This window comes from Pedobacter hartonius, from assembly GCF_900107535.1.
Taxonomy (GTDB): domain Bacteria; phylum Bacteroidota; class Bacteroidia; order Sphingobacteriales; family Sphingobacteriaceae; genus Pedobacter; species Pedobacter hartonius.
The window spans coordinates 310,930-326,897 of sequence record NZ_FNRA01000002.1; the positions used below are offsets into that span (position 1 = coordinate 310,930).

A 15,968-nucleotide genomic window follows, 5' to 3' on the forward strand; every position below is an offset into this window, starting at 1 on the left:
ATACTATTAATTTATATACTCTCTAACCCAACCAATTACAAATGGTGATTCAAGCTCTCCTGCAAAAGAGGGTGATTCTTTGCAATTAATGGTTTCTTACTTAATGCAGTCAATACTGTAAAGGTAAACAAGCCTATAAAACCAATAGCTGTTCCTATTTCAATAATTCCGAATCCATTGGTTCCGTCTTCAACCGTACCCGGCATGATCATCTGGTAATAATCAACCCAGTGACCACAAAGTACAATGATAGATACAACCAGCAGGATGTTTTCTTTCCTTTTATTATCACGGTCCATCAGCAACAGTACCGGTGACAAGAAGTTCATTACAAGATTAAGGAAGAACCAGAACTTATAAAATTCAAATCGTTTGTAAAAATACACAGTTTCTTCCGGCATGTTAGCATAATAGATCAACATAAATTGAGCAAACCATACATAAGTCCAGAAAATGGAGAATCCGAAGATAAACTGTCCCAGGTTATGAAGGTGGCTGTTATTCACCCATTGCATGTAACCAGCTTTCCTCAGCAGGATGATGATCACGGCCATTGTTGCCAGACTGCTTACCCACATTGCAGCGAAGTTATACCATCCGAACATGGTAGAGAACCAGTGTGCTTCCAATGACATCACTGTATCAAAAGCAAATATTGGTGTAGTGAATCCGTAGATCACTAAAAATATACAAGAGTATTTAAAACTTTTAGTGTAAGAATTTAAACCGCCTTCCAGATCTTCATTGTTAGACAACTTGGTCAGCAACATAGAGAATATGCTATAAATTCCGAGGAATATCACCTGGCGTCCCATAAAGAAGGGAACATTCAGGAAAGCAGATTTGCCATCGATCAGTTTATCATAGTTCGGGCTGTTAGGGTCGGTTAAACCATCTGCATGCCAGTGGTGATACAGGTTGTGTGTATACAGACCCGCACCGATCACCGCGATCAGGATCACTACTGCGATAGGCAGTGTTTTTGCCATAGCCTGAGGTACACGCAGTATGGATGCTGACCATCCAGCCTGTGCGACAAACTGAACAGCTAAAAAGAATGTGCCCGACATACATACACAAGCAAAGTAATATGCCATTAATAACAGGTTGCCGAATGTCCGCTCATGAAGTTCATGATCAGAAAAACCGTAAGCTATACATGCGAGACCGATTAAGATACCGACTATACTTAAAGTTTTAGCCTTTCCTGTAAACTCAAACTGCTCAGTTAAATTATAATTGTGAGTTCCCATTTATATCTGCTTTTCTATTGTATTTGTTGTAATTGTTGAACATACATCACTACTTTCCACCTTTGATCAGGAGTAAGTTGTGAAGCATGCGAACCCATGTTATTTAAACCATACATGATGGTATGATAGATCTTTCCTTCAGAAAGGTCCTTCATCAGTCCACCACGTGATGATGCTGCGTCACCATGATAAGCCGGAACACCAGTGAATTTTTCAATCTGAACCAGGTGTCCTTTACCATCGCCCTGATCACCATGACATGGAGCGCAGAAAACCGTGAAGTAATGTTTGCCTGATAACAAATTCTGTGGAGATTTTGGCAATGGGTTTTTAAGGTTCAAACCAGCTGCTTCATATCCTTCTTTGGTATTTGCATATTCATATTTTACAAATCCTATCGGATCAGTATTCGGAGGAGGAGTCTGGTTGGTCAGTCCGTCGGCAAAATTCTTATTGGCCCTGTTCGGCTTATAAGCAATGTTGTCATACATGTTCCTTGCATACTCTAAACCTCTGCTCTCTTTATCCCTGCATGCTGACAGCGATGTAACAACCGTAAGAACAACAAATGAGGCCAGAACTATTTTATTCTTATTCATAGCTAATATACTTCCTTTCATTATGCTTAACTTCTATAGCACCAGCGTCTTTTAATAATCCATCAATTTTACTGTGTTCAGCATTTTGTTGTGCATCAACAGCGATAATAAATCTATCATCAGTAGCTCTTAAGTCCATCACTCTTGGTGCTCTTCCGGGGAAAAGGTGGGTTGATGCATAATAAGACAATACTAAACCAAATGCTGTAAACAAAATGGTAAGCTCAAACATGATCGGAATAAAATCCGGCAATGCAAAGGCAGGCTTACCACCAATATTATTTCTCCAGTCTACTACCGAGGTAAGATAGATCAGCGCAAACGCTGACGCTGTACCGGTTATCCCGCAGAAAAATGCGAGGATATCCAGTCTGGATCTTTTAATTCCTAATTTGGCTTCGATGCCGTGGATGGGCATAGGCGTATAAACATCATAGATCTTAATGTTGTTCTCCTGTAACTTTTCAATGCCGTGCATCATTTCGTCAGGATCGCCAAAACTGCCTAAAATATATTTGATATTACTCATTGTTATATTTTTGCGTATTCTTCTTGTTTAACACTATCAAATTTCTCTAAAGATTCCACGTATTCTTTAACGTGAACTTTGTCCAGGTGACCATCTTTGATCTGGGCCATTTTGGCCTGCTCACTCGATGATTTAAGCAATAACTTAACCTCCGCAATCGCGATCGAAGGCAGTACCCTTAAGAACAACAGGAATAACGTAAAGAATACCCCGATTGAACCTACAAAGACACTCACGTCTACCCATGTAGGATAGAACATCGCCCAGCTTGACGGAAGGTAATCACGGTGAAGTGAAGTCACGATAATTACAAAACGCTCAAACCACATACCGATGTTTACCACGATAGACAGGATCCACGTTGCAGGAATGCTCAGACGGATCTTTTTAAACCAGAGCAGCTGTGGAGAAATTACGTTACAGGTCATCATCATCCAGTATGCCCACCAGTAAGGACCGGTTGAACGGTTAACGAATGCATAAGCCTCATATTCAGAACCTGAATACCAGGCGATGAAGAATTCAGTGATATAAGCCACACCTACAATCGATCCTGTTAAAATGATGATCTTATTCATCGATTCAATGTGGAACATGGTGATGTAGTTTTCCAGTCCCAATACCTTACGTGCAACCAGTAATAAGGTTAACACCATGGCGAAACCGGAGAAGATCGCACCCGCAACAAAGTACGGAGGGAAAATCGTCGTGTGCCATCCCGGAATAACCGAAGTAGCAAAGTCCATTGATACAATCGTGTGTACAGAAAGTACAAGTGGTGTTGAAATACCGGCAAGGATCAGGGACACGGTCTCAAAACGCTGCCATGTTTTTACGTTACCACTCCATCCGAAAGAGAAGATAGAATAGATCTTGCGGCGTAATCCTGTAGCACGGTCACGGATAGTAGCGATATCAGGAAGTAAACCTGTGTACCAGAATAACAGTGATACAGAGAAGTAAGTAGAGATCGCAAACATATCCCAAACCAGCGGTGAGTTAAAGTTAACCCATAGTGAACCGAACTGATTGGGTAAAGGTAAGACCCAATACGCTAACCATGGTCTTCCCATGTGGGATACAACATATGTTGCGGCACAGATTACGGCGAAAATTGTCATCGCTTCCGCTGATCTGTTGATGGAGTTCCTCCAGTTCTGACGGAAGAGCAAAAGTACAGCTGAGATCAGTGTCCCGGCGTGACCAATACCTACCCACCATACGAAACCGGTGATATCCCATGCCCATCCTACGGTTTTATTTAACCCCCAGGATCCGATACCGTTCCAGAAAGTATAACTTACAGCTACCAGCCATAAGGTAGCTCCGCAAAGAGCCAAGATAAAACCTATCCACCAGGCCTTATTAGGCTTATTTTCAACCGGATCTAAAATATCGCTCGTAATCTGAGCATACGTGATATCCTGTCCGGTGATCAGTGGTTCTCTTAATATTGATTCGTTATGTCCTGACATAATGTATTTTCTTTAATATCAGCTTACGCTTGTATTGTTGGTAATGAATCTGTGTTTCTAATTTTAGTCATGTAACCGATACCAGGTTGTGTGTTTACCTCTTCCAGTACATAGTAGATACGCTCACTACGTAGTGCTTTCGATACTTCCGATTCCGCATCGTTAGCATCACCGAAGATGATTGCATTGGCTGAACAGGCTTGCTGGCACGCCATTTTGATATCTCCGTCTTTCAGCGGGCGTTTTTCCAGTTTAGCGGATAATTTACCAGCCTGAATACGTTGGATACACATTGAGCATTTCTCCATTACCCCTCTTGAACGGGCAGTAACATCAGGATTAAGCACCAGTTGTGTGAACTCATTGTTCAGGTAGTTATCAAAACGTGAATCGTTCCAGTAGTTGAACCAGTTGAAACGACGAACTTTGTACGGGCAGTTATTTGCGCAGTAACGTGTTCCTACACAACGGTTATAAGCCATCATGTTCAGACCGTCTGAAGAGTGGGTGGTAGCCAGTACCGGACAAACCGTTTCACACGGAGCGTGGTCACAATGCTGACATAACATCGGCTGGTGAACAACAGTCACGTGGTCAAGGTTCTCCATATGGGCGATCTCTTTTTCTTCAGATACGCTTTTGTCACCTTCTTCATAACTGTAGTAACGGTCAATACGGATCCAGTGCATCTCTCTGCGTCTGCGAACCTCATCACGTCCTACTACAGGGATATTGTTTTCTACGTTACAGGCAACGATACAAGAACCACAGCCGGTACAGGCATTCAGATCGATTGCCATCACCCAGTTATTTCCTGGTTTTTCGTATTTATCCCACAGATCGTAAGATTTATGTCCTTCTTCTTTCTTACCGGTTCCGGCAGCAGGATTCTTTTTGTATTCGGTAAAGCTCGCTTCACGAATAATATTTCTTCCTTCGAAAGAGTGGTGTGTCTGTGTTTGTGCCAGTTCGTAAGTACCGCCCGTTTTACTGATTGTTACCGTAGTGGCGTACTGTAATGTACCGTTTACGAAACTCAGGAACGGGTAAGCATTCTTACCAACATTATCACCTGCTTTACCCACTTTCGTACGTCCGTATCCTAAAGCGATAGAAGCCGTACCCTGTGCCTGTCCCGGTTGTACGAGAACTGGTAAAATGATCGTGTAACCGTTACTTCCTTTTACTTCAACAAGGTCAAATTCATTGATTCCAAGTTTCTCAGCAAATTTAGGCGCAAGGGCAACATAGTTATCCCAGGTCACTTTAGAAACCGGATCAGGTAATTCCTGCAGGAAAGCGTTGTTTGCATGTTTACCATCACGCATTGCTACGTTTTCGTAAATTTCCAGTTCGATGTCTTTAGACAGGGATTTGCTGGTATTTACTACCGAAGGAGCAACTGCAGCCAGTGAAAGGTTGAATGTATAGGTTCCTGCTGGTTTTGCAGGAGCGGTGAACACTCCTGTCTGCAACAATTCATTCCAGGTTTTACCTAAACCAGGTAATATGTTTTTCTCCCAGTTGTTACGAACATACTGGTAGTAATCTTTAACAGGAGCGTTAGACCAGATCAGTAAACTCTGTTCTGCCTGACGTGAATCAAACACAGGGTTAATCGTTGGCTGAACGATCGAATATGTTCCCTCGTAGCTGCTTGCATCGCCCCATGCTTCCAGATAGTTCTGGTTGGTTGCGATCACATCACATAAAGTAGAAGTTTCATCTTTACGGTCAGAGAAAGATACTTTCAACGGCACCTTGCTCAAACCTTCGGTAAAGGCTTTGGCATTGGCCACATCGTAAGCAGGGTTGGTATCCAGGAAGAAAACAGCAGCAACTTCGCCTCTGTTCATCTCATTCTGGAACTCTGCAAATTCAGCATCATTACCGGAGTAACGTTTCGAAGGATTATCAAGATCGATCGTTGTACCATAACTGCCGATAGCGGAGTTGATGGCATTCACAAGGATCTGTGTAGAAACATCGTTCGATCCGCAGACAACCAGTGCTTTTCCTTTTTGCTGAACTAATTCCTTAGCAACTAATTTTAATGCCTTATCAGCAGTAACATTGTTCGGCAATCCGCCACCTGCAAGGTTAGCACCGGTGATCGCATTATATAAGGTAATTAACGCAGGGCCCTGTTCAGATAATTTAACCGGGATACGTGTATCTGCATTGGTACCTGTCATGCTCATTCCAGCTTCGAACTGGAAGTGACGTGACATTTTACCTTTTGCAAGTGTTTTATAATTTCTGTTCTCTATATACTGAGAAGTAAACTCTTCTCCGCTGATCCAGGTTCCCAGGAAGTCAGCCCCAAAACTAACTACAAGATCAGCCTTATGGAAATTGTATTTAGGGATTATTGCCTTTCCAAAACTATTCTCGTTCGCTTTGATGATACCCGTATAAGATATCGCATCATACTGAACATGTTTGGTAGTAGGATAAGCAGCAATAAAATCGGCCACTACTGCCTGGGTAGACGGGCTGTATACAGATGAGGAAACGATTCTGATTTTTTTGCCTGAAGCTTTTGCCTTCGCTAATTCTGCACTTACAAATGCATCTACTTTAGACCAGGTAGTTTCATCATTCTTTAAAACCGGGGTTTTAAGTTTTGAAACGTCATACAGGTCCAGCACTGAAGCCTGGGCTACAGCATCAGTACCGCAATTGAACTGGCCTGCATTAGGATTTGGTTCAATTTTGATAGGACGTCCTTCTCTGGTCTTCACCAATATACTTTGTCCGTTAAAACTGGATACATAGTAATTCGGGATACCCGGGATCACTTCTTCTGGTTTAATCAGATAAGGGATTGATTTGTGTATCGGAGCAGGCTGACAAGCCGCAAGTGTAACCGCACCAAGACCAAAGCCAAGGGCTTTTAAAAAGTCACGGCGCGGGGTTACTGTACTTAACCCTGCTTCATTTAAAACATCTTCTATTGGAAGCGGCTCTGCGAATTCGTTTTTATTGATTTCAACAAAATCGGAGGTCTTGTTAAATTCCTCTAAGCCTTTCCAGTATTTTTTATTGCTTTCCATTTAAGCTATATTACTGTTTATCGAACGTTCTTTTTTATTAAACTCTACTCTATTAATAGTGACATTTGCCACACTCTATTCCACCTAAAGCTGCAGGTGTTAATTTCTCACCTTTTTTGATCTTCTCATGTGCAGCAATGATCTTCGTATAGAAAGCATTGTCTTTTACTTCTAATTTGGTGTCTTTGTGACAGTTGATACACCATTTCATGGTCAGCGGAGAGTACTGATAGATCTCTGCCATGGTATTAACCGGTCCGTGACAGGCAAAGCATACCGGTTCGTTAGGTTTCAGGCCTTTTTCTTTACGGATAGCTTCTTCAGCTACAACAACGTGTTGCGAGTGATTGAAATAAGCAAAATCAGGAAGGTTGTGCACCTGAACCCATTCAATTGGTTTTTCTTTCGACTTGTCATAAGTCATTTTATCCGCATCGTAACCCAGTGCATTGTAGATCTTCTGAATCTCAGGAGAGATATTCCCGTCGTGGCTGTCCCTTGCCTGAACCTGTTTGTGACAGTTCATACAAACGTTAAGTGAAGGTATCGTTGCGTTCCTGGATTCGAAAGCACCTGCGTGGCAATACTGACAATCGATCTGGTTGACACCTGCGTGCAGTTCGTGAGAGAACTTAATCGGCTGTGTTGGCTGGTAACCGGTATTCACACCAGTATCCCACATACCCATCCATCCCCATGAACCTAGACTGATCACTAAACACAGGATAAAGAAGAAAATGAATTTTTTGTTCTTGAACAACTGCCCGATGCCAGCCGCCATAGAAACACTCTCTTCCTCAACGATCACTACGCCTTGTTTCTGCAGGATCAAACGTTCCAGCATTTTAATTGCGCGGCCCAGGATCACCAATACTACGATGGAGATCAGGATCACTGCAACTACTCCTGCAAGAGAGAAGTTTGAAACTTCCTCAGATGCACCTGCGCCGGCGCCGGCAGCATCACCTGCTTTTTTTGGCTCACCTGCTTTAATGTAAGCAAGAATGTTTTTGATATCAACCGGAGTTAATGTAGGGAATGCGGTCATCTCCGCATTTGGGTTCCATTTAGACTCTTCAACTGCTTCCTTATCACCTGATGCGATAAATGCCGGAGCGTTGTTAATCCATTTCAATAAAAAGGCTTCGCTCTTCAGTGGGATGGCAGTCTGCAGTGCAGGACCAATCAGATCGCGGTCCAGAGCATGACATGAAGTACATTTTTCCTTAAAGAGCGTTCTTCCCGCTGCTGCGTCTTGTGCTTGTGTACCTGAAACGATTAAAACAGATAGAGCCGTGAACATAAATGCCGACTTCCAAACTCTTCTAATGATCAATGAGATATTCCTCATAATGAGTATTTTATGCTTTATTTTAAAAAACTGTAACAAACGCAATTGATGTTTAAACTTCTGTTCTCCGTCAAAGCGTCCACAAAAGTAAAATTTATTAATTTACCAATGACAAAGAAATGACAGTAAATACAATTTATAATCATTCTAAACATCGCGTTTTTTATGCTTTAAACGAAGAAAATCAGCAATTTTCCAATTTTGCTGATTTTCCGATTCTCCATTTTTTTTATAAAAATTTGGAACTTATAATTACATTTTTAATATCCATGCAAAAATCAAAGGAGCAACGATTGTCGCGTCAGACTCCACTATGAATTTGGGTGTATTGATATCGAGTTTGCCCCAGGTAATCTTTTCATTCGGCACGGCTCCTGAGTATGAACCATATGAAGTAGTGGAATCCGAAATCTGGCAGAAATAACTCCAGAATGGTATATTCTCCATTTCCATGTCCTGGTATAACATCGGTACCACGCAAATAGGGAAGTCACCGGCGATACCTCCGCCGATCTGGAAAAAACCAATCCCTTTGCCACCACTGTTCTTAATATACCAGTCCGCAAGGTATCCCATATATTCAATACCGCTTTTCATTGTCGTAGCTTTCAGCTCCGCTTTCATTACGTATGATGCAAAGATATTCCCCATTGTCGAATCTTCCCAGCCCGGTACAACGATCGGCAGGTTCTTCTCCGCAGCTGCCAGCATCCATGAGTTTTTAGGGTCAATTTCATAGTATTGCTCCAGGTCTCCGCTCAGCAGCATCTTGTACATGTACTCATGCGGAAAATAACGTTCACCAGCATCTTCAGCATCTTTCCATATTTTGTAAACATGTTTCTGCAAACGCCTGAAAGCTTCCTCTTCTGGAATACAGGTATCAGTAACGCGGTTATAGTGGTTCTCCAGTAAGTCCCATTCATCCTGTGGGCTCAGGTCACGGTAGTTCGGTACGCGTTTATAGTGCGAATGGGCAACAAGGTTCATAATATCTTCTTCCAGGTTCGCGCCTGTGCATGAAATTATAGCTACCTTATCCTGACGGATCATCTCAGCCAGAGAAATCCCCAGTTCTGCCGTACTCATTGCACCGGCAAGGGTAATCATCATTTTACCGCCTTCGTCCAGATGTGTTTCATAGCCTTTAGCTGCATCCATCATCGCCGCCGCATTGAAATGGAGGTAATGCCCTTCCATGAATTTAGATATTGGTCCTCTTGTTACGCTCATTTTATGTTTTTTTTATCAGCCGCAAAAATAGCAAATATTCTTAAACGAGCCTGAATGTTTCGGTGCAGAACATAATTCTCTTTTAATTGTTTAATTTCGCGGATTCATACCTATTATAAAAGCGTTAAACGGCGAATGAAACCTGCATAAGATTATGTCTTACAAAAAGTAATGCAAATCTTATGCAAGCTTCACAACAATTAAAAAGACAATTATTTACTGTGAAAAAACTATTTATCTGTAACTTCCTGATGCTCTCCGCACTCTCCGGATTCGGACAAATGAAATTGATCAAACGTATGTTGTCTGAAGACGTTGATACTACCCGCAGAGCCAGTTTTATGCCCTTGCCTTTTCTCAAATATTCGCAGGAAGTGGGTATGGAATTTGGGCTTGGCGCGTTATATTCTACCTATCTGGATAAAAATGATCCACTCAACAGGAGCTCAAACTTCGCTACCATTTTATCGGTCTCTACAAAAAAACAATATAACGTTACCCTTAAAGGGGATGTATGGACAAAAAACAACGCCTATCACCTGATCGGCGACCTGCGTTTTCGCAGTACCCCCTTTGATTTCTTCGGAACCGGAAATGAAACCCTTGAAGCAAATAAAGACAGAGTTGTTCAGCACCAGATCAGGACAGGACTTGATGTGGAGAAAAACATTTTTCCTTTTGCCTATACCGGCGTATCTGTGGCTTTTGAAAGAAATACGTTCAGGGACGTGGAAACAGGCGGCATCTTAGATACAGACCCCCGCGTACTGGATAAAACCGGAGGCAGCGTAGGTTATGTTGGTATTTCACAGACCTATGATACAAGAAACTCCAATAACTATCCCACCAGGGGCTTTTTCGGAAGGATCACTTACCAGTATGCACCTGATATTTTTGGAAAGGATGATTTTAGCGGCAGCCAGATCAAAGTGGTGCTTAAAAACTTCTGGCCGCTTGCCAAAAAACTTGTACTGGGCGTAAACGGTATCTATTACACCATTCAAAGTAACAATACACCATTTTACTTATTGCCGCAATTGGGAAATGAAGATATTATGCGTGGTTATTATGCAGGAAGATACAGGGATGAAAACCTGATTGCCGCACAAACAGAACTGCGCTACCGTTTTAGTAACCGGTTCGGTGTTGTTGTATTTGCCGGTGGCGGACGTGTATTTACCAATGGAGATTTTTCCTTTAAGCAGTTCAAACCATCCGTTGGCGGAGGACTGAGATACTTCTTCGATCCGGCCAAAGGTTTAAGTGTAAGGGCTGATTATGGTATCGGCGAGAAACGGCCGAATGAAGCAAGACAATCAGGCTTTTACCTGAGCCTTGCAGAAGCTTTTTAACGGCTTGCAACCTGCAGGAAAAGACATTAACAGAAGGAAAGATCAGAACTTGATCTTGAAGTGTTCTTTTGCCTGGCCCTTTTTGAAGTAAACCAAACCTATCCAGAACAGGTCTATAGTAACGGTTACATCAGGATGGCTCTTGATCTCTTCCCACGCTTCTTTCATACCCTTGCTCCAGTAAATATCATCAAATATCAGCAGGGAGTTTTCATGTACCTTAGGCAGGCACCACCTGAAATAATTTAAGGTAGCATCCTTGCGGTGGTTGCCGTCAATATATACAAAATCCAGTTGAGTATGTTCCTCAATCACTTTTGGCAGCAGTTCATCAAAATTACCTACGCGTAACTCTATATTTTCAAGTTCAAGATCCTGGAAATTGCTGTATGCCTTTTTTGCAGTTTCAGGACAGCCTTCAATCGTAACAATATCAGCTTCCGGAGCCGCTTTGGATAGATAGGCCGTGGTAATCCCCAGGCAGGTTCCCAGTTCAAGCAGGTTGGCAGGAGCGGCCGATTTAGCAAGGCGGTAGATCAGTTGTGCCAGCCTCGGGCTTTTCAGGGCATTTTTTGCGATCTCCTTTATTTTTTTCGTACGGTTTTTATTCAAATGAGAACCGGCGCCCAGATCGGTAACCGTAATGATCGTATCGTCATTTAAAAGTTTTTTTCTTTGCTCCTCAATACCATTGTATTCAATTTTGGAGTTAAAATCGTAAATTACCTCATCAACCAGTTGGTAAACAAACGGAGAGTGGGTACCATGCCTGCTTCTAGCCGTTAAACGGTGCTTCAGATAATCGCTGATAAATTGTAATACCATGCCGCAAAAATAGGCAACACAACATTGTAATTCGCATTTAATGGAAAATAGTACAGAAATAAGCGCATTGGTAAAATTACTGGATGATCCTGATCCGGAAGTTTTCTCGCATGTACGCGATCGCCTGTTTGAGCATGGCAATTCTGTGATCCATTTCCTGGAAACGGAATGGGAGAAATCGCTGGATACCCTATTGCAGGAAAGGATCGAAAATATCGTACACCAGATCCAGTTCAACAGCGTGAAAGAAGACCTTAACCTCTGGTACCAGAGCGGGGCGTTCGATTTACTGCAGGGGGCACTGGTCATCAACCGCTACCAATATCCTGATCTTGATGAACAGAAGATCATCAATCAGATCGAAGAGATCAAAAGAGAAATCTGGACCGGCCTTCAGTATGAAATGAGCTCAGTAGAAAAAATCAAACTGATTAATCATATCTTTTATAATATCAACGGCTTCAGCGGCAATACCAAAAATCACCATGATCCGCAGAACTCGTATATTAACCAGGTACTGGAAACCAAAAAAGGAAACCAGATCTCACTGGCCATTATCTATTCTACCATTGCACAAAAACTGGATATCCCCGTGTATGGCGTTAACCTGCCGCAGCATTTTATCCTGGGTTATATTGACGAGGGCAAAAGGGATGAAAATGAATTCGGTGTGCTGTTCTATATCAACGCCTTTAATAAGGGCGCTATCTTTGGTAAACATGATGTAGACCAGTTCTTACGCCAGCTCAACCTGCAACCCCTTCCTGGCTTTTACGCTCCCTGCAGCAATGTAGAGATCATCCGCAGGATCATCAGGAACCTCATTTCCTCTTATGAAAACCTGGGTTCGGCAGAAAAGGTTGAAGAGCTGAAAGAACTGCAGGAAATCTTACTCAACAGCAACCTCTAGTTGCTGCCGGAAAGTTTGTTTGCCGTCATCCAGTTTTGCAGCCGCACAAACCAGTCGTCTGTTGTAGTTTTGTTGTGAAGGCCAAAGCCGTGTCCGCCAGCCTGGTAAAGATGGGTCTCTACCGCTACTTTATTTTTGACCAGGGCCTCGTCAAACAAAATACTGTTTTCCACAGGGACAGTTTTGTCGTCATTTGCATGCACCAGGAAAGTGATTGGCGTCTGCGCATTTACCTGCCGTTCATTCGAGAAATATTCCTTTTGTGCTTCCGTACCGTTTGCACCAATCAGGTTCTTTACGGAGCCGGTATGCGGCGATGCCAGGAAGCTGATCACCGGATAGATCAAAATCGCAAAATCCGGACGCAGGCTGAGGTTTTCCCTGTTCTCTATTTTACTGTCCCCGTAATGAACGGCGAGTGAAGATGCCAGGTGGCCTCCGGCAGAAAAACCCATGATGCCAACTTTAGCCGGGTTGATCTTCCAGCGGGCAGCATTTTTACGCACCATATAGATTGCCTGCTCGGCATCCTGTAAAGGGCCGAAAGATCTGTCTACCATGGTCGTATCATCAGGCAAACGGTATTTTAATACCACCGCGGTAACACCATTTTCGGCAAACCTCTTTGCCACCTCATCCCCTTCATGGCCAATAGCCAGATGTGCATACCCTCCACCCGGACAAATGATCACAGCTGTTCCGTTTGTCTTGGCAGGGTTGGGCTGATATAAGGCAATGGTAGGTTGAAAGACTTTCGAGAGGCCTGTCACCTTACCATCTTTAACTGTTTGTATTTCCTTGTAGGACGCCGGCGGAGTTTTAGCCCCCGGAATTTTACCGGGGTACAGGTTCATTACTTCCTGTGCTTTCAGTGTCTGCAATCCAATCATACTTAGTCCTAAACATAACAGCCAAAATTTCTTCATTAGAATTCCATTAAATATGCTTTTAAAAAGTCGTTCAGCTCCCCGTCCAGTACAGCCTGTGCATTGGAGGTCTCATAGTTTGTCCGCAGGTCTTTCACCAGCTTATACGGGTGCAGCACATAGTTCCTGATCTGGGAGCCCCATTCTATTTTCATCTTTGAACCTTCAACGGCAGCAGAAGCTTCCATCCTCTTGCGCATCTCGGCTTCATATAGCTGCGATCTCAGGAGTCGTAAAGCGTTCTCCTTATTTTGCAGCTGCGATCTTGATTCCTGGTTTTTTATCACAATTCCCGAAGGCTTATGATATAAACGCACAGCGGTTTCCACTTTATTTACATTCTGACCACCAGCACCACCGGAGCGGAAGGTCTCAAATTCGATATCCGCGTCTTTAATCTCAATCTCAATCGTATCGTCTACCAGTGGATAAACATATACCGAAGCAAAGGAAGTGTGCCTCCGTGCATTGGAATCAAAAGGAGATATACGCACCAGACGATGTACCCCGTTCTCGCCCTTCAGGTATCCGTAAGAAAATTCCCCGGCAAACTGCAGGGTAACGGATTTTACCCCGGTCACCTCACCGGCCTGAAAATCCTGTTCAGACACCTTATATCCGTTCTTCTCCCCCCACATGATATACATCCGCATCAGCATGGCCGCCCAGTCGCAGCTTTCAGTTCCGCCGGCTCCGGCAGTGATCTGCATCACCGCATTCAGCTGGTCTTCCTTGCTGCTGAGCATGTTCTTTAGTTCCAGGTCTTCGATCAGGCGCAGGCATTTCTCATACTGCTCCTCCATCTCTTCGTTTGTGGCATCTCCTGACTGCAGGAAATCAAACAACACCTGTGTATCTTCAAATTCGGCGTCGACCTTCTTCCAGGCATCTGTCCATACCTTTTTAGAGTTCATCTCTGCCAAATGCTTTTCGGCCTTTTTGGGATCATCCCAAAAATCCGGTTGTAAGGTAAGCTCCTGTTCTATATAAATAGCTTCGAGTCGGGTATCGACGTCAAAGATGCCTCCTCAGCGACGCTACTCTGTCCCTTAAATCCTGTATTTGTTCTTTTGTCATACCCACAAATATATAATTATTTCTTCAGCACCATGTAATCCAGCGCCAGATTGGATAATGCATTCACGCCCAGCACAAAACCGCTTTCATCAATAAAGAAATCCGGCGTATGGTGAGAAGGGGCCTTTAAGGGGTCTTTTCCCTTTGTCATCCCGCCCAGGAAAATAAACAGGCCGGGTATTTTTTCCTGGTAGAAAGAAAAATCTTCTCCGCCGGTAACTGCTGGTTTCAGTCTGACGTGGTCAGCACCTGCCGTAGCCTTCAGGCTGGGCAGCATTTTCGAAGTCAGCGCCGGATCATTAAACGTAACGGGGTAGTGATAGCTGTAAGGGATCTGCACTTCTGCAGTTCCGCCTCCTGACTCCGCGGTTTTGGTCACGATAGTTTTTACCCTGTCAATGAACATGGCCTCATCATCCTTGCTCAGGTTACGGATCGTACCCAGCATCTCCACCTTCTCAGGAATAATATTCGACCTGATACCGCCATTGATTGCTCCGATGGTAACCACCCCGGCATTTTCAGTCACATTCAGGTTCCTGCTCACGATGGTCTGCAGGTTATTGATGATCTGTGCCGAGATCACCACAGGGTCAATGCTGCTCCACGGGTAAGCGCCATGCGCCTGCCTGCCCATCACGGTGATCTTCATATCATTCACCGAGGCCATTGTTCCGCCTGGCCGGTAGGTAATATCTCCTACAGGCGTCTGCGAATTGATATGCAGGCCAAAGATCACTTCCACTGCGGGGTTCTTCAGTACACCTTCCTTTACCATGAGTTCGGCACCGCCTTCCTCGCCTGACTGTACGCCTTCCTCGGCAGGCTGAAAGATAAACTTTATGGTTCCCGGGATATTTTTTTTCATCGAAGCGAGCACTTCTGCCACACCCATCAGTATTGCCATGTGTGTATCATGTCCGCAGGCATGCATTACGCCTGTTTCCTGCCCGTTGTAGGTAGTCCTCACTTTAGAGGCAAAAGGCAAATTTCCCCGTTCTGTCACCGGGAGCCCGTCCATATCCGCCCTCAGCGCAACTACCGGCCCGGACTTTCCCCCGTTCAGTATCCCCACCACACCTGTTTTAGCTACTCCGCTGGTAACGATCATACCCAGCGACTGCAGGTGTTTGGTGATGATCTCCGAAGTCCGCAGCTCATTGTTTCCCAGTTCCGGGTGTTCGTGGAAATCGCGGCGCCAGGCAATGATCTTTTGTTCAATACTGGCGGCTTTCTTAGCTACATCTGCCCTTAAGGCATTTTTTTGTGCAAAGGCACTTCCTGATGTCAGGATCAACAGGAGAAAGTAAAATCTTTTCATGAGAACGTTATTTTTATGTTAAATATAATCGAATCTGCCGGGATTTATTTTATCGGCAGAA

The 15,968-nt window shown here is 43.7% G+C and carries 13 protein-coding genes; 2 read left to right on the forward strand and 11 right to left on the reverse strand.

The features are described from left to right. Positions 1–35 precede the first annotated feature (35 nt). The 7 genes from BLW16_RS04885 to BLW16_RS04915 all read right to left on the reverse strand — a co-directional run bounded on the left by BLW16_RS04885 (position 36) and on the right by BLW16_RS04915 (position 9,496). Positions 36–1,253: a quinol:cytochrome C oxidoreductase gene (locus tag BLW16_RS04885; protein ID WP_090555446.1), complete on the reverse strand. Its 1,218-nt coding sequence runs from the start codon at positions 1,251–1,253 to the stop codon at positions 36–38. A 14-nt stretch (positions 1,254–1,267) separates the two neighbouring features. Continuing rightward, positions 1,268–1,852: a c-type cytochrome gene (locus BLW16_RS04890; protein ID WP_245735126.1), complete on the reverse strand. Its 585-nt coding sequence runs from the start codon at positions 1,850–1,852 to the stop codon at positions 1,268–1,270. After that, on the reverse strand, positions 1,845–2,381 hold the full coding sequence (locus BLW16_RS04895; RefSeq protein WP_090555448.1) for a DUF3341 domain-containing protein: 537 nt from the start codon (positions 2,379–2,381) through the stop codon (positions 1,845–1,847). Before BLW16_RS04895 ends, BLW16_RS04890 begins: the two co-directional genes overlap by 8 nt. A gap of 2 nt (positions 2,382–2,383) precedes the next feature. Next, entirely contained in the window at positions 2,384–3,856 is a 1,473-nt protein-coding gene (gene nrfD, locus BLW16_RS04900; RefSeq protein WP_090555449.1) for an NrfD/PsrC family molybdoenzyme membrane anchor subunit, read from the reverse strand. 23 nt (positions 3,857–3,879) lie between these two features. After that, the gene (locus tag BLW16_RS04905; protein ID WP_090555450.1) at positions 3,880–6,912 is read right to left on the reverse strand and encodes a TAT-variant-translocated molybdopterin oxidoreductase; all 3,033 of its coding nucleotides are present in this window, start codon (positions 6,910–6,912) and stop codon (positions 3,880–3,882) included. A gap of 52 nt (positions 6,913–6,964) precedes the next feature. Further along, positions 6,965–8,263 (reverse strand): c-type cytochrome, encoded by a 1,299-nt coding sequence (locus tag BLW16_RS04910; protein ID WP_090555451.1) that lies wholly within the window; start codon positions 8,261–8,263, stop codon positions 6,965–6,967. A 252-nt stretch (positions 8,264–8,515) separates the two neighbouring features. Further along, positions 8,516–9,496 carry a deoxyhypusine synthase family protein gene (locus tag BLW16_RS04915; RefSeq protein ID WP_090555452.1) on the reverse strand — a complete coding sequence of 327 codons (981 nt, stop codon included), beginning with the start codon at positions 9,494–9,496 and terminating at the stop codon, positions 8,516–8,518. A 221-nt stretch (positions 9,497–9,717) separates the two neighbouring features. Between BLW16_RS04915 and BLW16_RS04920 the strand changes: the two genes are divergently transcribed. Further along, positions 9,718–10,848, forward strand: a complete 1,131-nt coding sequence (locus BLW16_RS04920) for a BamA/TamA family outer membrane protein (protein WP_245735127.1) — start codon at positions 9,718–9,720, stop codon at positions 10,846–10,848. A gap of 42 nt (positions 10,849–10,890) precedes the next feature. Here BLW16_RS04920 and BLW16_RS04925 read toward each other — a convergent pair whose 3' ends face one another. After that, positions 10,891–11,673 carry an O-methyltransferase gene (locus BLW16_RS04925; RefSeq protein ID WP_090555454.1) on the reverse strand — a complete coding sequence of 261 codons (783 nt, stop codon included), beginning with the start codon at positions 11,671–11,673 and terminating at the stop codon, positions 10,891–10,893. A gap of 40 nt (positions 11,674–11,713) precedes the next feature. On the opposite strand from BLW16_RS04925, the gene BLW16_RS04930 reads away from it, so the two are divergent. Further along, positions 11,714–12,583: a transglutaminase-like domain-containing protein gene (locus BLW16_RS04930; protein ID WP_090555455.1), complete on the forward strand. Its 870-nt coding sequence runs from the start codon at positions 11,714–11,716 to the stop codon at positions 12,581–12,583. Here the strand turns inward: BLW16_RS04930 and BLW16_RS04935 are convergent. From BLW16_RS04935 to BLW16_RS04945, 3 genes are all read right to left on the reverse strand, one after another. Continuing rightward, on the reverse strand, positions 12,580–13,509 hold the full coding sequence (locus BLW16_RS04935; RefSeq protein ID WP_090555456.1) for an alpha/beta hydrolase: 930 nt from the start codon (positions 13,507–13,509) through the stop codon (positions 12,580–12,582). The two genes, BLW16_RS04930 and BLW16_RS04935, sit on opposite strands and share 4 nt — an antisense overlap. Beyond that, a protein-coding gene (prfB, locus tag BLW16_RS04940) for a peptide chain release factor 2 (protein WP_139298257.1) occupies positions 13,509–14,586 on the reverse strand; the annotation gives its coding sequence in 2 pieces (ribosomal slippage) (positions 13,509–14,525 and positions 14,527–14,586; 1,077 coding nt in all). Before prfB ends, BLW16_RS04935 begins: the two co-directional genes overlap by 1 nt. A gap of 16 nt (positions 14,587–14,602) precedes the next feature. Beyond that, a complete protein-coding gene (locus BLW16_RS04945; RefSeq protein ID WP_090555457.1) occupies positions 14,603–15,907 on the reverse strand; it encodes an amidohydrolase in 1,305 nt (434 codons plus the stop codon). Between the last annotated feature and the right edge of the window lie 61 nt (positions 15,908–15,968).